The organism is Sphingomonas sp. CCH9-E2, from assembly GCF_001557215.1.
Lineage (GTDB): Bacteria > Pseudomonadota > Alphaproteobacteria > Sphingomonadales > Sphingomonadaceae > Sphingomonas.
On the sequence record NZ_LSJM01000356.1, the window covers coordinates 1 to 18,667 of the forward strand.

The 18,667-nt window shown below is 67.3% G+C and carries 21 protein-coding genes; 16 read left to right on the forward strand and 5 right to left on the reverse strand.

Annotated elements, in window-relative coordinates:
* Positions 1 to 995 (reverse strand): aldehyde dehydrogenase family protein (locus AX681_RS16580; protein WP_066682503.1); only part of this gene is annotated, 995 nt, incomplete at its 3' end.
* Positions 996 to 1,081: 86 nt separating this feature from the next.
* Here AX681_RS16580 and AX681_RS16585 point away from each other — a divergent pair.
* From AX681_RS16585 to AX681_RS16620, 8 genes are all read left to right on the forward strand, one after another.
* Positions 1,082 to 1,327, forward strand: a complete 246-nt coding sequence (locus AX681_RS16585; RefSeq protein ID WP_066662298.1) for an exodeoxyribonuclease VII small subunit — start codon at positions 1,082 to 1,084, stop codon at positions 1,325 to 1,327.
* Positions 1,324 to 2,235 (forward strand): polyprenyl synthetase family protein, encoded by a 912-nt coding sequence (locus AX681_RS16590; RefSeq protein ID WP_066662281.1) that lies wholly within the window; start codon positions 1,324 to 1,326, stop codon positions 2,233 to 2,235. The genes AX681_RS16585 and AX681_RS16590 overlap by 4 nt, the downstream gene beginning before the upstream one ends.
* A gap of 32 nt (positions 2,236 to 2,267) precedes the next feature.
* Positions 2,268 to 2,774 (forward strand): pantetheine-phosphate adenylyltransferase, encoded by a 507-nt coding sequence (coaD, locus tag AX681_RS16595; RefSeq protein WP_066662278.1) that lies wholly within the window; start codon positions 2,268 to 2,270, stop codon positions 2,772 to 2,774.
* 384 nt (positions 2,775 to 3,158) lie between these two features.
* Positions 3,159 to 3,803, forward strand: coding sequence for a peptidylprolyl isomerase (locus AX681_RS16600; protein ID WP_066662295.1), 645 nt, complete (start codon positions 3,159 to 3,161; stop codon positions 3,801 to 3,803).
* 45 nt (positions 3,804 to 3,848) lie between these two features.
* Entirely contained in the window at positions 3,849 to 4,916 is a 1,068-nt protein-coding gene (queA, locus tag AX681_RS16605) for a tRNA preQ1(34) S-adenosylmethionine ribosyltransferase-isomerase QueA (RefSeq protein WP_066682505.1), read from the forward strand.
* Positions 4,913 to 5,428 carry an EF-hand domain-containing protein gene (locus tag AX681_RS16610; RefSeq protein WP_231733816.1) on the forward strand — a complete coding sequence of 172 codons (516 nt, stop codon included), beginning with the start codon at positions 4,913 to 4,915 and terminating at the stop codon, positions 5,426 to 5,428. The genes queA and AX681_RS16610 overlap by 4 nt, the downstream gene beginning before the upstream one ends.
* A gap of 88 nt (positions 5,429 to 5,516) precedes the next feature.
* Entirely contained in the window at positions 5,517 to 6,470 is a 954-nt protein-coding gene (locus tag AX681_RS16615; protein WP_066663290.1) for a cation diffusion facilitator family transporter, read from the forward strand.
* Positions 6,463 to 7,131, forward strand: a complete 669-nt coding sequence (locus AX681_RS16620; protein WP_066663300.1) for an HAD hydrolase-like protein — start codon at positions 6,463 to 6,465, stop codon at positions 7,129 to 7,131. Before AX681_RS16615 ends, AX681_RS16620 begins: the two co-directional genes overlap by 8 nt.
* Here the strand turns inward: AX681_RS16620 and AX681_RS16625 are convergent.
* Positions 7,105 to 7,719, reverse strand: coding sequence for a cupin domain-containing protein (locus AX681_RS16625; RefSeq protein WP_231733817.1), 615 nt, complete (start codon positions 7,717 to 7,719; stop codon positions 7,105 to 7,107). The genes AX681_RS16620 and AX681_RS16625 overlap by 27 nt on opposite strands.
* Before the next feature lie 28 nt (positions 7,720 to 7,747).
* Between AX681_RS16625 and tgt the strand changes: the two genes are divergently transcribed.
* The 5 genes from tgt to AX681_RS16650 all read left to right on the forward strand — a co-directional run bounded on the left by tgt (position 7,748) and on the right by AX681_RS16650 (position 13,994).
* Positions 7,748 to 8,869, forward strand: coding sequence for a tRNA guanosine(34) transglycosylase Tgt (gene tgt, locus AX681_RS16630; RefSeq protein WP_066663293.1), 1,122 nt, complete (start codon positions 7,748 to 7,750; stop codon positions 8,867 to 8,869).
* Between the two features lie 50 nt (positions 8,870 to 8,919).
* A complete protein-coding gene (locus tag AX681_RS16635) occupies positions 8,920 to 9,129 on the forward strand; it encodes a hypothetical protein (RefSeq protein ID WP_066663295.1) in 210 nt (69 codons plus the stop codon).
* A gap of 31 nt (positions 9,130 to 9,160) precedes the next feature.
* Positions 9,161 to 12,001: a M16 family metallopeptidase gene (locus tag AX681_RS16640; protein ID WP_066682507.1), complete on the forward strand. Its 2,841-nt coding sequence runs from the start codon at positions 9,161 to 9,163 to the stop codon at positions 11,999 to 12,001.
* A gap of 157 nt (positions 12,002 to 12,158) precedes the next feature.
* Positions 12,159 to 12,809 (forward strand): hypothetical protein, encoded by a 651-nt coding sequence (locus tag AX681_RS16645; protein ID WP_066665256.1) that lies wholly within the window; start codon positions 12,159 to 12,161, stop codon positions 12,807 to 12,809.
* A gap of 138 nt (positions 12,810 to 12,947) precedes the next feature.
* On the forward strand, positions 12,948 to 13,994 hold the full coding sequence (locus AX681_RS16650; RefSeq protein ID WP_066665275.1) for a cell wall hydrolase: 1,047 nt from the start codon (positions 12,948 to 12,950) through the stop codon (positions 13,992 to 13,994).
* Between the two features lie 61 nt (positions 13,995 to 14,055).
* Here the strand turns inward: AX681_RS16650 and AX681_RS21560 are convergent, their stop codons facing one another.
* Positions 14,056 to 14,640: a hypothetical protein gene (locus AX681_RS21560; protein ID WP_082738186.1), complete on the reverse strand. Its 585-nt coding sequence runs from the start codon at positions 14,638 to 14,640 to the stop codon at positions 14,056 to 14,058.
* Between the two features lie 194 nt (positions 14,641 to 14,834).
* On the opposite strand from AX681_RS21560, the gene AX681_RS16660 reads away from it, so the two are divergent.
* A complete protein-coding gene (locus tag AX681_RS16660; RefSeq protein ID WP_066665260.1) occupies positions 14,835 to 15,062 on the forward strand; it encodes a hypothetical protein in 228 nt (75 codons plus the stop codon).
* 50 nt (positions 15,063 to 15,112) lie between these two features.
* Here the strand turns inward: AX681_RS16660 and AX681_RS16665 are convergent, their stop codons facing one another.
* Complete coding sequence (locus AX681_RS16665; RefSeq protein ID WP_066665263.1) at positions 15,113 to 15,679, reverse strand: glycine zipper 2TM domain-containing protein; 567 nt, start codon at positions 15,677 to 15,679, stop codon at positions 15,113 to 15,115.
* 98 nt (positions 15,680 to 15,777) lie between these two features.
* Positions 15,778 to 16,602, reverse strand: a complete 825-nt coding sequence (locus tag AX681_RS16670) for a class I mannose-6-phosphate isomerase (RefSeq protein ID WP_066665269.1) — start codon at positions 16,600 to 16,602, stop codon at positions 15,778 to 15,780.
* A 128-nt stretch (positions 16,603 to 16,730) separates the two neighbouring features.
* Between AX681_RS16670 and AX681_RS16675 the strand changes: the two genes are divergently transcribed.
* Positions 16,731 to 17,588, forward strand: a complete 858-nt coding sequence (locus AX681_RS16675) for an outer membrane protein assembly factor BamD (protein ID WP_066665271.1) — start codon at positions 16,731 to 16,733, stop codon at positions 17,586 to 17,588.
* A gap of 63 nt (positions 17,589 to 17,651) precedes the next feature.
* The coding region (locus tag AX681_RS16680) for an AAA family ATPase (RefSeq protein WP_156456120.1) at positions 17,652 to 18,667 on the forward strand (1,016 nt) is incomplete at its 3' end.

The window sequence follows — 18,667 nt, forward strand, 5'->3', positions numbered from 1 at the left end:
ATCTTCTCCCCGCCATGCAACGTCGCCCCCGCCGCCACCGCATGCTCCAGCTGCTCCAGCACCGTGTCGCGCTGCTCAACGCTCGACAGCGGCCCCATCTCGACGCCGTCTTCCATCGGATCGCCGATCTTCACCGCGTCCATCGCCGCCACGAACTTCTCCGCGAACGCGTCATAGACATCGGCATGCACGATCATCCGCTTGGCACAGATGCAGCTTTGCCCGGCATTCTGGATGCGCGCCTTCACCGCCGTCTTCACCGCCGCATCGAGATCGGCCGAGGGCATGACGACGAACGGGTCCGACCCGCCCAGTTCCAGCACCACCTTCTTGAGCGCGCGCCCGGCGGCTTCGGCCACCTTGGCCCCCGCCCCCTCGCACCCGGTCAGCGTCACCGCGACCACGCGCTTGTCGGCGATGATCCGCGACACCTTGTCCGACTTCACGGCCAAATTCTGGAACAGCCCGTCCGGCGCGCCCGCCGCGCTGACCATCTGCTGGATCAGCGCCGCGCACCCCTGCGTCAGCGAGGCGTGCTTGAGTAACCCGACATTCCCCGCCAAAATCGTCGGCGCGAGCCAGCGCACCACCTGCCAATAGGGAAAATTCCACGGCATGATCGCCAGGATCGGCCCGAGCGGCAGCCAGTGCGTCACCACCCGCCCGTTCGGCAGTGCGACTTCTTCACCCTTCAGAAAGTCCGGCCCATGCTCGGCATAATAGCGGAAGCCCACGACGCATTTCTCCACCTCGGCCACCGCCGACGCCAGCGTCTTGCCCATCTCGCGCGTCGCCGTCTCGGCAAGGTGCTGCTTCCCGGCCTCGAACCGGTCGGCAATCGCGTTCAGCAACGCCACCCGCTGTTCCACCGGACTGACCCGCCACGACGCAAACGCCGCATCCGCGCGCACCAAAGCCGCCTCGACGCCATCGCCGTCCAGTTCGGCAAAGCGCTCACCCGGTTCGCCCGTCGCCGGATTGATGCTGGTAAACATGCGCGCACTCCTTTGCAGGCCATATGGGAACGCTCCGCCAATCGCGGGAGGTTGAATTGGTTCCGCCGCCATCGCATAGCATCGCCATGACCGACCAGATCGACATCGCCGCCCTGTCCTTTGAAGACGCCCTTCGCGAACTTGAGCGGATCGTCGGACAGCTCGAAACCGGCGATGTGCCGCTCGATCAGGCGATTACCCTGTACGAGCGCGGCGACGCGCTGCGCCGCCAGTGTCAGGCCCGCCTCGACGCGGCTCAGGCGCGGATCGAACAGGTGCGCGCCGACGCCAGCGGCATCGTCACCGGCACCACCCCCTTCGCCGCAGGATGAGCGCGGACGTGGCCGACGCCAGCCAGACCCTCGAAACCGCGCTGCGCGATGTCGCGGCAGAGATCGACCGTCAGTTCGATCACTTCCTCGCGGTCCCCGCCGACCCGCGCGCGCGCCTCTATGAAGCGATGCGCCACGCCGCGATCGGCGGCGGCAAACGGCTGCGCCCGCTGCTCACCTTCGCCACGGCACAGCTGTTCGCGGTCGACCGCCGCTGCACCGCGCGCGTGGCGACGGCGATCGAGGCGATCCATGTCTATTCGCTGATCCATGACGATCTGCCCGCGATGGACGATGACGATATGCGCCGCGGCAAGCCGACGGTGCACAAGGCATTTGATGAGGCGACCGCGATCCTCGCCGGCGACTGCCTCCACGCGCTCGCCTTCGAAATCCTCGCCGATCCCGACACCCATGCCGACCCGTTCGTCCGCGCCGAACTGATCGCCGATCTGGCACAGGCATCCGGCCCCTCGGGCATGGCGGGTGGCCAGATGATGGATCTGGTTGCGGAGAATACCAGCTTCGACCTCGCCACCGTCACCCGCTGCCAGGCGCTCAAGACCGGCGCGCTGATCGCCTGCTCGGTCGAGGCCGGCGCGATCCTCGGCCGCCTTCCGCCGGAGGGGCGCACGGGCCTGCGCGGCTATGCCCGCGACATCGGCCTCGCCTTCCAGATCGCCGACGACATTCTCGACGTCGAGGGCGATCAGGACGCGGTCGGCAAACAGCTGCGCAAGGACGAAGCGGCGGGCAAGGAAACCTTCCTCTCCCTTCTCGGCATCGACCGCGCCCGCGAACAGGCCCAGCTGCTCGTCGATCAGGCGATCGCCCACCTTCACAGCTACGGCCCCGAAGCCGACCTCCTCCGCGCCATCGCCCGCTTCGTGCTGGAACGCGACCGCTGACCCGCCCGCTCACCCGATAGGGAGCCGAACCCATGACCACCCGCACCGGCGTCTATCCCGGCACCTTCGATCCGATCACGCTCGGCCATATGGACATCATCCGGCGCGGCGCAAAGCTGGTCGACCGGCTCGTCATCGGCGTGACCACCAACCCGTCGAAGAACCCGATGTTCACGGTCGAGGAGCGGATGGACATGGTCCGGCGCGAGGTCGCGGACCTCGACGGCGAGATTCACGTCGTCAGCTTCGATTCGCTGCTGATGGACTTTGCCGAGCGTGAGGGCGCGAGCATGATCGTGCGCGGCCTGCGCGCGGTCGCAGACTTTGAGTACGAATATCAGATGGCGGGGATGAACCAGCAGCTCAACGGCCGGATCGAAACCGTCTTCCTGATGGCCGACGTCTCGCTCCAGCCGATCGCCAGCCGCCTGGTCAAGGAAATCGCGCTGTTCGGCGGCGAGATCGCCAAGTTCGTCCCCCCCACCGTCCGCGACGAGGTGGTCGCGCGGGTAGAGAAGATCGGCCGCAAGGGCAGCTGACCGCCTCCCTAATCCTCCCCCGCCAGGGGGAGGTGTCGCTGCAAGCGACGGAGGGGGAGGACGGCTGTGTCCCCCGCCTTCATGCGACAACCCTTCCTCCCCCCCGTGACGCTTCGCGTGCCACCTCCCCCGGGCGGGGCAGGATAGAGACGAGCCGCAAAAACCGCTTTCCTACAAACCCCCAACCGGCATAGCCTCGAATCACGATGGCCGCACGCGGCACATCCGTGGCCGGAAGCTGACAGAATAAAGCGCGTTGCCCGTAACTTTGTCAGCTTTCGGCGCGGTCGCAATCGCCGGTGCAGGTGCCCGCCGCATTCACTTTGCCGCAAGCGGCGATTTGCTCTAAGCCGCTCCAGTTTTATAAGTCCGGTGGGGATGTCGATGCGTCTTGTTGCCCTGTTTCTTGCCCTGCTGACGTCGCTGTTCGCGATGCCGGCCGCAGCTCAATATGTCCCCGGCCCGGCCGGCCGCGCTGCGCCTCCCGCGACCACGGACAAAGAGAATCTGTGGATTCTCGACCTGTCGACCGGCGGCCGCGTCACCATCTGGCTGCGCCCCGATGTCGCGCCCAAGGCGGTCGAGCGGATCAAGGAACTGACCCGCCGCAAATTCTATGACGGCCTGCTCTTTCACCGCGTGATCGACGGCTTCATGGCACAAGGCGGCGATCCCAAGGGCGACGGCACCGGCGGCAGCGACCTGCCCGACCTGCCCAAGGAGTTCAACTACCTCCCCCATGTGCGCGGCGCGGTCGCCGCGGCGCGCGCGGAGGATGAAAATAGCGCGAACAGCCAGTTCTTCATCATGCTGGCCCCGCGGCTTCAGCTCGACCAGAAATACACCGTGTTCGGCCGCGTGCTCGACGGCATGCAGTGGGTCGACGCGATCCCGCGCGGCGAGCCGCCGGCGGACCCGGCCCGGATCGTCCGTGCCTATATCGCCGCCGACAATCCCCCGCCCTTCACCGCGGCGCCGGCAACCCCGGTCACGGAACCGGCGGCACTTCCGGCTGGCCCGGGCAAGTGACTCCAATCCTCCCCTGCGATGCGGGGGAGGAATGAGACAGACGCAATGAACGTCGACCTGTTCGATTTCGAGCTGCCGCCGGAGCGGATCGCTCTGCGCCCGGCCAGCCCCCGCGATTCGGCCCGCCTCCTCCTGCTCGACGGCGACAAGACCGACGACCGCATCGTCACCGACCTCCCCGCCCTGCTCCGCGCCGGGGACATGCTGGTATTCAACGACACCCGCGTCATCCCCGCCCAGCTCGAAGGGACGCGGGGCGCCCGAGAAGACGACGCGCAAGGCGCGTCTGGGGCCAGGATCGGCGCGACGCTGCACAAGCGCGAAGGCCCGCGCCACTGGATCGCCTTCATCCGCAACGCCAAACGGCTGAAGGTCGGCGATACCATCGATTTCGGCAACGAAGTCACCGCAACCGCCGAAGCGCGGCATGACGATGGCAGCTTCACCCTGTTCTTCCCCGGCGACGAACCGGTCGAGCTGCTGCTGGAGCGCGCCGGGCGCATGCCGCTCCCGCCCTATATCGCCGCCAAGCGTCCAACCGACGAACGCGACGCCGACGATTACCAGACGATGTTCGCCGACGAACCCGGTGCCGTCGCTGCCCCCACCGCCGCTTTGCACTTCACGCCGGGGCTGATGGCCGCGCTCGATGCCGCCGGGATCGGCCACACCACGCTGACGCTGCATGTCGGCGCGGGCACCTTCCTGCCGGTCAAGGCCGACGATACCGACGACCACAAGATGCACGCCGAATGGGGCCGTATCGACGCCGCCACCGCCGACCGGCTCAACGCCGTCCGCGCCGCCGGCGGCCGGGTCATCGCCGTCGGCACCACCAGCCTGCGCCTGATCGAAAGCGCGGCGGGCGAAGACAATGTGATCAGCCCGTTCGAAGGCGACACGTCGATCTTCATCACCCCCGGCTACCGCTTCAAGGGGATCGACGGCCTGATCACCAACTTCCACCTGCCGCGTTCGACCCTGTTCATGCTCGTCAGCGCCTTGATGGGGCTGGAGCGGATGCAGGCCGCCTATGCGCATGCCATCGCCACCGGCTATCGCTTTTACAGCTATGGCGATTCGAGCCTGTTGCTCCCGGAGACCCGCGCATGATCGCTGCCCTCGCCCTGCTCGCCGCGCTCCAGCAATCGCCGGAGGACATGCCGAACCGTGCGCGGATGCCGGTCACCGTCGATCTGCGCGGCGGGCAACAGCCGGGCGCCGCCCCCGCCCCGATCCCGCTGATGATCGCCGAGCCGGTGGCCATGGCCATTGCGACGTTCGACAGTGATCAGGACGGCATCGTCACCCGCGCCGAGTTCGATGCCGGGCTGCGCCGCAGCTTCGAGCTCAGCGCCAAGGGCCAGCCTGCGCTCGGCTATATCGCGTTCGGCGACTGGGCAGAGCGCTGGCTCGGCAACCGCAACGCCCTGCCCAGCCCGTTTGAGGTCGATGCCGACGGCGACAATCGCATCACGCTGACCGAGCTTCAGGCGCGGTTCGATCTGTTCTTCACCCGCTTCGACGCCGACAAGGACGGGTCGCTGCGTCGCAGCGAATTGCTCACGGTGCGCACATTGCCCACGCCCGGCCAGCAGCCTGATCGTCGCAAGCGCGACCGCTGAACTGATGCCCTAGGGTCTGTACTCGACCAGCATGGGGTCGAGTACACACCCTAGCATCTCCTGCCGCACTGCGGCTAAGGTTGGCGCGATGCACGGCTCTCACCATCATCACGGCCCCGCCGGGCATAGCCATTCGGGCCATGGCCACTCCCATGCACCCGCCGATTTCGGCCGCGCCTTCGCGATCGGCACCGTGCTCAACCTCGGCTTCGTGCTGGTCGAGGGGCTGGCGGGTATTGCCACCGGATCGATGGCGCTGCTCGCCGATGCCGGGCACAATCTGTCCGATGTCCTCGGCCTGCTGATCGCCTGGGGCGGCGCATCGCTCGCCAAGCGCCCGGCTTCCCGGCGGTTCACCTATGGGCTGAGCAGCTCGACCATCCTCGGCGCGCTCGCCAATGCCGTGCTGCTGCTGTTCGCGGTCGGCGCGATCGCGCTGGAGGCGGTGCAGCGGCTCGGTTCCCCCGCCCCGGTTCCCGGCGCGACGGTGATGATCGTCGCGGGCATCGGCATCGTCATCAACACCGCGACCGCGCTGCTGTTCATGCGCGGGAGCAAGCATGATCTCAACATCCGCGGCGCCTATCTGCACATGGCCGCCGATGCCGCGGTCTCGGCCGCCGTCGTGGTTGGCGGCGCGCTGATCCTGTTCACCGGCAAGGCGTGGATCGACCCGGCGCTCAGCCTGTTGATCGTCGCGGTGATCCTGTGGAGCACCTGGGGCCTGCTGCGCGATTCGGTGGTGATGGCGCTCCACGCCGTCCCGCCCGGGATCGATGCGGAGAAGGTGGAGCACGCGCTCACCGCCCTGCCCGGCGTCGCGCGCGTCCATGACCTGCATATCTGGCCGATGAGCACGACCCGGGTTGCGCTGACCGCGCACCTCCAGATGGCCGACGGTCACCCCGGTGACGCGTTCCTGCACGATGTCCAGCACCGGCTGGAGCATGAGTTCGGCATTCACCACATGACGCTGCAGATCGAGATCGGCGACAGCGACCCGTGCCGGCTGCATGGCGGCCATGGAGCCGGACATGACTGAACCCGTTCAGCCGCTGCGCCTCGTCATCTTCGATTTCGACGGCACCCTGTCCGACAGCGGCAACTGGTTCCTGTCGATCGTCGATCACCTCTCCGACCGGTACGGCTTCCGCAAGGTCGCACCCGACGAGATCGAGCCGCTGCGCAAAATGACCTCGCGCGACGTGATCAGCCATCTGCGCATCCCGCGCTGGAAACTGCCGTTCATCGCCCGCTATGTCCGCAAGCTGTTCGGGCGCAACACCGACAAGGTGCATCTGTTCGCCGGGGTCACCGAGATGCTGGCCGCGATCGAAGCCATGGGCATCCCGCTCGCGCTCGTCACATCGAACAGTGAAGCGAATGCCCGCGCGGTGCTCGGCCCCGAAAATGCCGCGCGGTTCAGCTGGTGGGCGTGCGGCGCGTCACTGTTCGGCAAGGCACCCAAATTCCGCCAGGTGCTGCGCCAGAGCGGCATCGCGCCCGAACGGATCATCTCACTCGGCGACGAAACCCGCGACATCGACGCCGCCCGCGCCGTGGGCATTCGCGCTGGCGCGGTGCTATGGGGCTATGCCGAGCCCGAGGCGTTCGCGCACCTCAACCCCGATCTGGCCTTTTCCACCCCCGATCAGGTCGTGGCGTTCGTCCGCACGTCAGCCGACATGCACCGCCAGCCATAGCGTCGGCCCATGCGGATCGGTGCGCGTCACCCAGTGCCGCGTCCCGCCCGGGATCAGCAGATAGTCGCCCGGCGCCAACGGCGTTTCGGCACTATCTTCGAACCGGATCGCGGAGCTGCCCTTGAGCAGGATCACCCACTCGTCCGCGTCCTGCACCATCGGCGCATCTTCCGGCGTCGCCTGCCCCAGCGACACGATCCGCTCGATCCGCACCTTGGGCCGCGCGAGCAGATCGGTGAACACCTCCCCGCGCTTCGCCGAGGGCAGGCGCGCGAACAGGTTGTCGAGCTTCAGCTTGCGCAGGCGCGGTTTGGGCGCTGGCTTGGGCGGCGGCGGGGCCTTGCGCTTGGGCAACCCTTTCGCCGCCTCCTGCCAGTCGCTGCGCATCGCGCCGCGCAGATAGGTCTGGATATCCTCCGCGCTCGCGGTCAGCCCATCGGCACCGAACCCGAACAGCTGCTTGCCCGCAGCGTCGGTCAGCCCGAACTTTCCGAAATCGCCGCCCGGTTTGCGCCGCCGCGATTTGACCAGCTTCAGGCCCCGGTGGCGCGCCGATTCGCGCAATGCATCGTCAGCTTCGCTTGCCATTATCCCCTCAACGCAGCATCGGACGCCTATGTCCCGTTTCACCTTCACCATCCACGCCACCGACGGCAAGGCGCGCACCGGCACGATTGCGATGCAGCGCGGCGAAATCCGCACCCCCGCCTTCATGCCGGTCGGCACCGCCGCCACGGTCAAGGCGATGAAGCCGCAGGATGTGCGCGCATCTGGCGCCGACATCATCCTTGGCAACACCTATCACCTGATGCTGCGCCCAAGTGCCGAGCGGATCGACCGGCTCGGCGGCCTGCACGGCTTTATGGGCTGGGACCGCCCAATCCTCACCGACAGCGGCGGATATCAGGTGATGAGCCTGTCTGACCTCACCAAGCGCAGCGAGGAAGGGATCGTCTTCAAGTCGCATCTCGACGGGACGCGCCACATGCTCAGCCCCGAGCGCTCGATGGAGATTCAGCGGCTGCTGGGGTCCAACATCGTCATGGCGTTCGACGAACTGGTCCCGACCACCTCGACGCGGGAGGTTCAGGCGGCGGCGATGGAACGCTCGATGCGCTGGGCCAAGCGGTCGCGCGACGCGTTCGACGCAGGCGGCGAGCATGCCGCCAACAACGCGCTGTTCGGCATTCAGCAGGGCGCGCTCGACGAAGGGCTGCGCAAGGCCAGCGCCGACGCGCTGCTCGACATCGGCTTCGACGGCTATGCCGTGGGCGGTCTCGCGGTGGGTGAGGGGCAGGAGGCGATGTTCGGCTGCCTCGACTATGCCCCCGGCCAGCTCGACGCGACCAAGCCGCGCTACCTGATGGGGGTCGGCAAGCCCGACGACATTGTCGGCGCGGTCGAGCGCGGGATCGACATGTTCGACTGCGTCCTCCCGACCCGCTCGGGCCGCACCGGCCAGGCGTTCACGCGCAACGGCCCGATCAACATCCGCAACGCCAAATTCGCCGAGGATCAGACCCCGCTCGATCCCGATTCGCCGGTCGCCGGGTGGAGCAAGGCCTATCTCCACCACCTCGTCCGCTCGGGCGAGATTCTGGGCGCAATGCTGATGACCGAACATAATCTGTGGTTCTATCAGCGGCTGATGGCCGAGCTGCGCGCGGCGATTGCTGCGGGGCAGCTGACCGCCTTCGCCAATGAGTTCCGCGCAGCATATTATGGCGGCCGCGACTGATTGCACCCGCTCCATCGCTGCCCTACTCCTGTACCACCAAGGAGTATCCAGTGACCGACAAGACCGACGCCGCTGAAGAGATCGCCAACGAAATCACCGCCGCTGCGCGCCAGGCCCGCGAAGTCGCCGAACGTGCAGAAGGGACGCCCAAGCCCGGCGACGCGAAGAAATGGCCCCTGGCCAAGATCGGCATCGGCATCGGCTCCGCCGCGCTCGCCGCCGCGGTGATCTACGCCGCGCGCAGCCGCAAGAAAGACTGACCCCCTCCCCTCCCGACCGGAGACCGAACTGATGCGCCTCACCCGCACCGCGCTGTATCTCAGCGCCGCCCTGCTTCCCTTCGCCGCGCAGGCGCAACAGGCGGCGCCCGCCCCTGCCGCCGCCGCCCAGCCACAGATCGCCGTCGCCCCGCTCAACTTTACCGAGCGGACCCTGCCCAATGGCCTCAAGGTCTATGCGATCCGCGACACCAGCACCGCCAACGTGTCGGTCCAGGTGTGGTACGATGTCGGCAGCAAGGACGATCCGGCGGGCAAGTCGGGCTTTGCCCACATGTTCGAACATCTGATGTTCAAGGGCACCAAGAACCTGGTCGACGAACAGATGGACCGGCTGACCGAGGATGTCGGCGGGTACAACAACGCCTCCACCAATTCGGACTACACCAATTATTTCGAGGTCGTCCCCGCCAACCACCTCGAACGCCTGCTGTTCGCCGAAGCCGACCGCATGGCGAGCCTGGTGGTCGATGAGAAGGTGTTCGCCTCCGAACGCGATGTCGTGAAGGAAGAGCTGCGCAGCCGCGTACTTGCCTCGCCCTATGGCAAGCTCTTTTACATCTACTTCCCCAACATCTCCTACAGCGTCCACCCCTATGCCCGCCCCGGCATCGGCAGCATCGAGGATCTCGATGCCGCGACGATCGACGATATCCGCGCCTTCCACGCAACCTATTATCGGCCCGACAATGCCGTCCTGGTCGTGGCGGGCAATTTCGATCCGGCCCAGCTCGACAAATGGGTAGACAAATATTTCGCGCCAATCGCGAAACCCAACCGCCCGATCCCGCGCGTCACCGTTGCCGAGCCGCCGCGCACCACGGCGGTGCGCAAGACGGTCTATGAGGCCAACACCCCGCTGCCTGCGGTGCTGCTCAGCTATCAGCTGCCGCCCGACAACCATCCCGACATGGCCGCGCTCGCCGTGCTCGACGGAATCTTGTCGGGGGGTGAGAATTCGCGCCTCTACCGCAACCTCGTCTATCGCGATCAGCTGGTGGTGCAGGCCGACACCTTCCTCGATTCGCGCCAGTCGACCGGCGCTTATGCGATGTACGCGATCCTCGCTGGCGGGAAGTCGGCGGAGGACGGCGAAAAGGCCATGCGCCGCGAAATCGCCGAGCTGCGCGACACGCCGGTCAGCGCCGCCGAACTGGCCGAGGCGAAGAACGAGATCCTGACCAGCGCGCTCAAGAGCCGCGAGACGGCGGAAGGCAAGGCATCCACCCTTGCCGCGTCGATCATCGTCAGCCGCGATCCCAGGGCGGCGGACCAGCAGCTTGCCGCCATCGCCCGCGTCACCGCCGCCGATGTCCAGCGCGTCGCGCGCCAGTATCTCGGCGATAACCAGTCCGCTGCGCTCACCTATCTGCCCGAAGCGCCGAATGCGAAGGGCGACAGCGTCGGCATCGCCGACACGGTCAAGGTGGCGGCACTGGTCGCGCCCAAGGACATCGTGATCCACACCCAGGCCAGCCCCGAAACGCGCATCGCGGTCCCCGTGCCCGGCGCCCCGGTTTCGCCGACCATTCCCACCGCGGCGGAAAGCAAGCTCGCCAACGGCATGCGCCTGATCGTGGTCGAAAAGCGCGATCTGCCGATCGTCACCGCTACCGTCGTCGCGCCCGCAGGCGGTACGCGCGACCCTGCGGGCAAGGCCGGCACCGCATCGCTCGCCGCAGCGCTGCTGACCAAGGGCACCACCACCCGCTCGGCCGAACAGATTGCGCAGCAGATCGAATCGCTCGGCGGGTCGATCGGTGCCGGCGCCGACTGGGACGCGGCCTTCGCCACCGTGACGGTGAAGGCCGATCAGGTCGAACCCGCGCTCACCGTCCTCGCTGATGTCGCGCGCAACCCGGCCTTTGCGCAGGAAGAACTCGACCGTGCGCGCAAGCAGACGGTCGACGGCGTGACGGTTCAGCTCAAGGATCCCGCCGCGCTCGCCGGCATTGCCGCCAGCCGCGCGGTGTTCGGCAGCCGCGCTTATGGCAACATGCTGTCGGGCACCCCCACCTCGCTGCCGCGCATCACCCGCGATGACGTGGCCAGCGCCTATGCCCGCGCTTGGAGCCCCGACCAGTCGGCGCTGGTCGTCGTCGGCGACATCGCTGCCAAGGATGCAACCGCGCTGGCGCAGAAGCTGTTCGGCGACTGGAAGCCGGGGAACGTCACCTACGTTGCCGCACCGGTCACTGCGGCGCCCAAGCCGCGCGTCATCGTCGTCGATCTGCCCGAAGCGGGCCAGGCCGGCGTCGTCGTCGCGCGTCCGGGCATCGCGCGCACCGACAAGGATTTCTACGCGGCACAGGTCGCCAACGCCACGCTCGGCGTCGGCTTCACCTCGCGCCTCAACCGCGAAATCCGCATCAAACGCGGCCTGGCCTATGGCGCGGGCAGCAGCGTCGATGCACGCCGGTCACCTGGCATCGTCACCGCCTCGACCCAAACCAAGAACCCGTCCGCGCCCGAAGTGGTCAAGCTGATCGCGGAGGAGATGGCGAAGCTCGGCACCGCGCCGGTGCCCGCCGCCGAACTCGATTCGCGCAAGGCGGTGCTGATCGGCGGCTTCGGCCGCCGCATCGAACGCACCGACGGCATCGCCGGCGCGCTCGCCGACTATGTCGCCGACGGCGTCCCGCTCGGCACGCTGCAAAGCTACATACCGTCGATCCAGAGCGTCGATCCGGCGGCGGTGCAGGCCGCAGCCAAGAAGGTGCTCGATCCCGCCAGCGCGAGCATCGTCGTGGTCGGCGACGCCAAGACGTTCGTCGACGAACTGCGCAAGACCTACCCGCAGCTTGAGGTCATCCCGGCCACCGCGCTCAACCTGGACAGCGCGACGTTGAAGTGATGCCTTTAAGCCCCTCCCCTTCAGGGGAGGGGTTGGGGTGGGGCCTTATCCGCGCAGGCCATCGGTCTTGGAGGCACGTCCCACCAAAAGCTCAGATTTACCTCATGACACTCTCCAATGTGCCGCCTACCCGTTAGGCGGACATCTGGAGGGGCACATGACCGATGAGGGCATCGAACAGCTGAAGCGCTGGCTAAAGTGGTATGCTGCGCTCGCCATGGTCCCGTTCTGCTTTGGCCTTCTGGCAGTTTGGCTCCCATTCGTCCTGAGCTTGCTGATGCTAGTCGGCTTGTCAGCCGTCTATCTGATCGCGATAGCGGTTACCGTTCGGTGGTCCATCGCCGCATGGCGCACGACGCCTTTGGGCGACCCGCCGCTGCGTCGCGTCGGCGGGATCCTGATTCCGCCACTGATGCTCGCACCTGCGATCCTTGCCTTCTTTCCGCTCGGGCAGGCAGGCGGGCGCGTCGGTCACGTCGCGCAGATTGCCATCTATCATGAGCGGTTTGAGGAAATCATCGCCAAGGAAAAGGTCGCCCCATCCGCCGATGGTCAAGGCGAGTTCAAGGGAGTGTCCTACTGGACCGATCCCGGACCACCGGTGCGTGTTGCTTTCTTTCCAGAGGGGTTGCTCGATAACTGGACCGCACTGATCTACGACCCGACCGGCGAAATGATTCAGGCCGATGGCTTTGATCCAATCACGGGAAAATTCCGCGCGCCGGATCGCGTGACCAGACTGTTCGGCGGAGACCTGGTCTGGTGTCGGCCGGTGTGGAGAGACTATTATGAGTGTGGCTTCACCTAGTCCCAACACCCCTAATATTACCTTAACTATCAACCGTTTCACCCCGGGACGCGCCCAAATCCGCAGCAGAATTTAAACCTCCGCCACGCTATGGCGCAGGCTCGGGATTCTCCCGGCGGGACGAGCATGCTGCGGCGGATGACACGGGTACAGCTGAGGGGCCTTGCGGCGGCGCTGATCGCGTCGCTGATCGGTGCCGGCTTTTCCGCGCATGCCGGGCTGACCGCGCTGCACGCGTCCGAACAGGGCGCGCAGCGTGCCGGGCCGAAGCCGACCGGCTATGAGGCCGACGATCACTTCCCCGGTGCGGCCTTCTACCAGCTGGCCGATGACGATGCCGCCGTCCCTTCGGCCCAGGGCGCGACCGGCACCGTCGACCTGCCCGACGCGCCCGTTCCCGACGGCGCGGTGATCGATCCGACCATCCGCCCCGCACCGCCGTTCGAGCTGCGGGGATCGGCGCAGGACAAGGCCCGCGCGCTGCAGTGCCTTACCACGGCCATCTATTACGAGGCCGCGACCGAACCCGATGACGGCCAGCGTGCGGTGGCGCAGGTGATCCTCAACCGCGCGCGCCACCCCACCTTCCCCGCCACCATCTGTGGCGTGGTCTATCAGGGGTCGGAACGCGCCGGTTGCCAGTTCAGCTTTGCCTGTGACGGGTCGATGGCGCGCAAGCCGTCGCGCCAATATTGGGACCGCGCGGCGCGCGTCGCGTCGGCGGCGCTCGCGGGCGAGGTGTTCGCGCCGGTCGGCATGGCAACGCATTACCACACCCACGCCGTCACCCCGCGCTGGAACACCTCGCTGGTGATGACCGGCGTGTTCGGCGCGCATTTCTTCCATCGCTGGAAGGGCTATTGGGGCACTGGCGCTGCCTTCACGCAACACTATCGCGGCGGCGAGCCGGTCCCCGGCCCCAAGGTTCAGGTCGCGACGGCCACGCCCGCCCCGGATGCCGCCAAACCCGCGCCACAGCCGACCCCGGTCGCGGCGGTCGGCGCAGTCCAGCGCCCGGGCAACCCCCTGCTCCGCCCCACGCCCTCGGTCCCGATGCCGCGCACCGAGCGCCCCGCCCCGCGCAGGGCGGAAGCAGAGAGCGGCGATGTCCTCCCCCGCTATGCCGAGCCGGCGGAGTCGCAGGTGCTCGATCGCTGGAAGGACAGCGGCAAGCCGATCCGCTGACGCGAAACGGCCCCCGCACCGGGCTGCGGAGGCCGTCATCATCTGAGGTTATCGCTGAGGCTTAGCGGCGGTTCTGCCAGTCGCGGCGCTCCCAGCGGATTTTGCGTGCCAGAGCGTCAAAGCGCCGGTCGAGATCAGCCCGCTCAGCGACGGTCAGGCCAGGAGCAGTCCGGCGATAGCGCGCCTCGAGCGCCACGAGCCCACGGAACTCGGCCCGCAGGCGAACCGCCTCGGCACGGGTCAGCTGGCCGCTACGCACGCCCTGATCGATCCGGCGATCAAGCTGCGCCTGACGCTGGTTGATGTTCCACCAGCCATTGCCCGCACCCTGATTGTCCTGACGCTCCCAGCGGATCTTGCGCGACAGCGCGTCGAAACGACGGTCGAGGTCACGACGCTCGGCAACCGTCAGGCCCGGCGCCGAACGGCGATAGCGGATTTCGAGGTCCGCGATGCCGCGAAACTCCGCCCGGAGGCGCGCCGCCTCGTTCCGGTTGAGCTGGCCGGTACGCACACCCTGGTCGATCCGCTGATCGAGCTGCGCCTGGCGCTGGTTGATATTCTGCCAGCCCGCCTGCGCAGTGGCGGCGGGAACCGTGGCGGCGGCGATGCCGAGACCGGCAATCATCAGTGTGAACTTCTTCATCGAACGTCTCCTCTTCAAATTCGTCGCCGCATCGGCGGCTGTGTCCGTTATGGTGCCGGTATGTCGCAGCGATTTGGCGGGATTGTCGTTATTGTGTCGCGGCGTGTCGCACCGGCGACGGGTCCGTTCATATTGGTTAACCGGACCAAGTGTGCTATCTTGCCAAAACACCTCGAAGGAGCCATGTTGCCGTTATGCTGAACATTCTCTCGCTCATCACCGGTGCCGTTGCGCTCCTCATCGCGCTGATCGGCATTCTGCCCATCCCGCTGCTACCGCTGGTCAACTGGATCGCCTTCCCGATTGCAGTCGTCGGTCTGGTGTTCGGACTGTTGTCGAGCGGCACGGCCGGGCGGAACCTCAACATCGTCGTGCTCGTGATCAGCGGGCTGCGCCTGTTTCTGACCGGCGGCCTGATCTGATCTGACGGACGCGCCCCGGCCATGACAGCCGGGGCGCTCCATCACTTGGCTTAGCGGCAGCGCACGTTGCCGCGATCGATCGACGCGCCCAGCGCCGCGCCACCGGCTGCACCCAGCAGCGTGCCGAGCACGTTCGAGCGGCCATTCGACAACGCATTGCCCAGGAAGCCGCCGGCGATGCCGCCGACGATCAGGCCGGTCGTGCCGTCGTTGCGGCGGCAATAGTAACGCCCGTCGCGCCCGCGATAGATGCGGTCCTGCCGCGTCAGGCGACGCTCCTGATAATAGCGCCCGTCGCGATAATAGTCGTCGGCGTAGTAATAGCGCTGACCGCGCGCCGGGCGGTTCCAGTCATAGTTGCGATACTGACGCCAGTCGCGCAGCTCCTGTCGGCGATCCTGCCGCGCGTCGCGCACATCGCGGCGATATTCGCGCTCGGCAGCACGGCGCTCGGCGGGGGTGTCGGCGCGGCGCAGATCGCGGCGATAGTCACGCTGCGCGTCGCGCACTTCTTCGCGATATTCGCGGTTGGTCTCGCGCGGCGACTGCTGCGCCATAGCCGGGACCGGTGCCAGGGCAACCGACGCCATGATCGCGGCGATAAGGGGGGTACGCATGCAACTTCTCCTGCATCTTCTGTGCGGAGCTAAACGGCTCTGCCTGCAATGAGGTTGCGTGAACGAGAAACTACCCCGCGTTCATCAATCGGCCAGCTTCAGATGCGCGTGTCGCCGGGATAGGCGAACAGCAGGTCGGCATCGCTCGACGCGGTCAGCACCGCGCTGCCGCTGACACTCACACAGTCGCCTGCCCGCCACGCCACTCCATCGACATCGCCGCTGCCCCGCACCGGCACCAGCCAGCCCGTCGCGCCGTGCGGCAGCCGGATCATCCGGTCTCCGCCGATCCACCGCTCGAGCACGAATTTCGGCCCTTCGACCAGGATCGTGCGCCCATGCTCGACGATGCCGGGGCTTGCCAGCGGCACCCATGGCTCCAGCACCGCGACATCGACCCCGTCGTCGAGATGCAGCGCGCGCGGGCGCCCATAATCGTACAGACGATAGGTGGTTTCGCTATTCTGCTGCACCTCGATCAGCGTGATCCCCGCGCCGATCGCATGCACCGTCCCCGAGGGCGCGTAGAAGAAATCGCCGGCGCGCACCGGCTTCCAGTCGAGCAGGTCGACGATCGACCCGTCCCGCGCCGCCGCCCGCAGCATTTCGGCGTCGATCGGCCCGCGCGGCCCAATTGCGATCGTCGAGTCGGGTTCGGCGTCGAGGATCAGCCAGCACTCATCCTTGCCGCGCGGCAACCCCCGCGCCTGCGCCGCCGCGTCATCCGGATGCACCTGAACCGACAGCTTCTCGCTGGTGAACAGATATTTGATCAGCAGGTCGGGTGCGGCATCGCCGGGCGATTGGAACCACACCTCGCCCACCGGTTCGCCGTCAGGAGCCGGATCGTCAAAGCCTGGCCACAGCCGATGGCGGCCCCAGGGCTTTTCGACTCGGTGCATGGCGAGCAGTTGCGCGGGCATCGATACTCCAGGGTTGGGCACATCACGGTCTCGCGACAACGCCGGATTCTGGCCCGCGATCCCGTTCGCCGCAACCACCCCGAAAAAACATTTCGCCAGACCGCAAGGCTCGGCTAAGAACCGGCGCGATGCGTATGCTTTCCACCCGCTCGCTCGCGCTCGTCGCTGTTGCCATCGCCCTTCCGCTCGCCGGCTGCGCCAGTGGCGCGGGTAAGCGTGCCGACCTGCCCTATGTCGCGCGCGACGTCGGCACGCTGTACACCACGGCCAAGGACCGGCTCGACCGCGGCCAGTACAAGCTTGCCGCGGCGTTGTTCGACGAGGTGGAGCGTCAGCACCCCTATTCCGTCTGGGCGCGCCGCGCACAGCTGATGGGCGCCTTCTCCTATTATCTGGACAAGAACTACACCCAGTCGATCCAGTCGGCGCAGCGCTTCCTGGCCGTCCATCCCGGCAACCGCGATGCGCCCTATGCCTATTATCTGATCGCGCTCAGCTATTATGAGCAGATCAGCGACGTGACGCGCGATCAGAAGATCACGCAGCAGGCGCTCGATTCGCTCGGCGAACTCAACCGCCGCTATCCCAACACCCGCTATGCCGCCGATGCGCGGCTCAAGATCGACCTCGTGCGCGATCACCTCGCAGGCAAGGAGATGGAGGTCGGGCGTTACTATCAGGTGCGCGGCCAGTGGCTCGCCGCCGTGATCCGCTTCCGCACCGTGGTCGATCAATATCAGACCACCACCCACACGCCCGAAGCGCTAATGCGCCTGACCGAAAGCTATCTGGCGCTCGGCGTGAAGGACGAGGCGAAGAAGGCCGCGGCCGTGCTCGGCGCCAACTATCCCGGTACCGAATGGTATCAGCGCGCCTATGAGCTGGTCGAAAAGCATGGCGCGCCGGTCCCGGTGCCCGCGCTCGTTGCCCCCGCCGGTCCGCCGGCGCGCGACGAAACGCCCAGCCCAGCGCCCGCCACCAACTAAGCGCGCGACGCTCCTGACCAATCCCCTCTCCCATAGCGGAACAAAAAGGGGTAATGCGGGCGCATGCTGACCGCGCTTTCCATTCGCGACGTGGTGCTGATCGAGGCGCTCGACCTCGATTTCGGCGCCGGCCTCGGCGTGCTCACCGGCGAAACCGGGGCGGGCAAGTCGATCCTGCTCGACTCGCTCGGCCTCGCGCTCGGTGCACGCGCCGATAGCGGCCTGGTGCGACAGGGCGCGGCGCAGGCGGTGGTGACCGCCAGCTTCGAACCCGCCGACCCCGCCCCGATCGCCGCGCTGCTCGGCGACAGCGGCCTCGACCACGACCCGTCCGAACCGCTGACGATCCGCCGCCTGGTCAAGGCCGATGGCGGCAGCCGCGCTTATGTCAACGATCAGCCCGCCTCCGCCGGGTTGCTGCGCGAACTGGGCGCACTGCTGGTCGAGATCCACGGCCAGCATGACGATCGCGGCCTGCTCAATCCGCGCGGCCATCGCGCCTTGCTCGACAGCTTCGCGCGCGCCGACACCGCTGCCGTCGCCACGGCCCATCGCGCGCTGCGCGACGCCGAAGACGCGCTCGCCGCCGCGCATGCCGAACAGGAAAGCGCCGCGCGCGACCGCGAATGGCTCGAACACGCCGTCGCCGAACTCACCAAACTCGCTCCCGAACCGGGCGAGGAAGCCGTGCTCGCCGAACGCCGCGCGACGATGCAGCGCGGCGAGAAGATCGCGGGCGAGTTGCAGGCGATCGCCGAACTCATCGACGGATCGGACGGCGCGCTCACCCGGCTGCGCCAGGCCGCGCGCATCCTGGAGCGGATCGCCGAGGACCACCCCGCCCTCACCGAAGCCCTCGCCGCGCTCGACCGCGCACTCGTCGAAGCCGGCACCGCACAGGAAGGGATCGACACCGCCGCCGAGGCGCTCGCCTTCGACCCCGCCGCGCTGGAGGCGGACGAGGCCCGACTGTTCGAACTGCGCGGCCTCGCCCGCAAGCACCGCGTCCAGCCCGACGACCTCGCCGAATTGACCGCAACGCTCGCGACCCGGCTCGAGCGGATCGAGGGCGGCGAAGG

Bases quoted from the DNA above. Each gene is read 5' to 3' on its own strand.
- AX681_RS16625 (WP_231733817.1), bottom strand. From the start codon at position 7,719: ATGGCAAGCGAAGCTGACGATGCATTGCGCGAATCGGCGCGCCACCGG.
- AX681_RS21560 (WP_082738186.1), bottom strand. From the start codon at position 14,640: ATGAAGAAGTTCACACTGATGATTGCCGGTCTCGGCATCGCCGCCGCC.
- AX681_RS16670 (WP_066665269.1), bottom strand. From the start codon at position 16,602: ATGCCCGCGCAACTGCTCGCCATGCACCGAGTCGAAAAGCCCTGGGGC.
- coaD (WP_066662278.1), top strand. From the start codon at position 2,268: ATGACCACCCGCACCGGCGTCTATCCCGGCACCTTCGATCCGATCACG.
- AX681_RS16640 (WP_066682507.1), top strand. From the start codon at position 9,161: ATGCGCCTCACCCGCACCGCGCTGTATCTCAGCGCCGCCCTGCTTCCC.
- queA (WP_066682505.1), top strand. From the start codon at position 3,849: ATGAACGTCGACCTGTTCGATTTCGAGCTGCCGCCGGAGCGGATCGCT.
- AX681_RS16665 (WP_066665263.1), bottom strand. From the start codon at position 15,679: ATGCGTACCCCCCTTATCGCCGCGATCATGGCGTCGGTTGCCCTGGCA.
- AX681_RS16600 (WP_066662295.1), top strand. From the start codon at position 3,159: ATGCGTCTTGTTGCCCTGTTTCTTGCCCTGCTGACGTCGCTGTTCGCG.
- AX681_RS16645 (WP_066665256.1), top strand. From the start codon at position 12,159: ATGACCGATGAGGGCATCGAACAGCTGAAGCGCTGGCTAAAGTGGTAT.
- AX681_RS16660 (WP_066665260.1), top strand. From the start codon at position 14,835: ATGCTGAACATTCTCTCGCTCATCACCGGTGCCGTTGCGCTCCTCATC.
- AX681_RS16585 (WP_066662298.1), top strand. From the start codon at position 1,082: ATGACCGACCAGATCGACATCGCCGCCCTGTCCTTTGAAGACGCCCTT.
- AX681_RS16650 (WP_066665275.1), top strand. From the start codon at position 12,948: ATGACACGGGTACAGCTGAGGGGCCTTGCGGCGGCGCTGATCGCGTCG.
- AX681_RS16675 (WP_066665271.1), top strand. From the start codon at position 16,731: ATGCGTATGCTTTCCACCCGCTCGCTCGCGCTCGTCGCTGTTGCCATC.
- AX681_RS16615 (WP_066663290.1), top strand. From the start codon at position 5,517: ATGCACGGCTCTCACCATCATCACGGCCCCGCCGGGCATAGCCATTCG.
- AX681_RS16590 (WP_066662281.1), top strand. From the start codon at position 1,324: ATGAGCGCGGACGTGGCCGACGCCAGCCAGACCCTCGAAACCGCGCTG.
- AX681_RS16610 (WP_231733816.1), top strand. From the start codon at position 4,913: ATGATCGCTGCCCTCGCCCTGCTCGCCGCGCTCCAGCAATCGCCGGAG.
- AX681_RS16620 (WP_066663300.1), top strand. From the start codon at position 6,463: ATGACTGAACCCGTTCAGCCGCTGCGCCTCGTCATCTTCGATTTCGAC.
- tgt (WP_066663293.1), top strand. From the start codon at position 7,748: ATGTCCCGTTTCACCTTCACCATCCACGCCACCGACGGCAAGGCGCGC.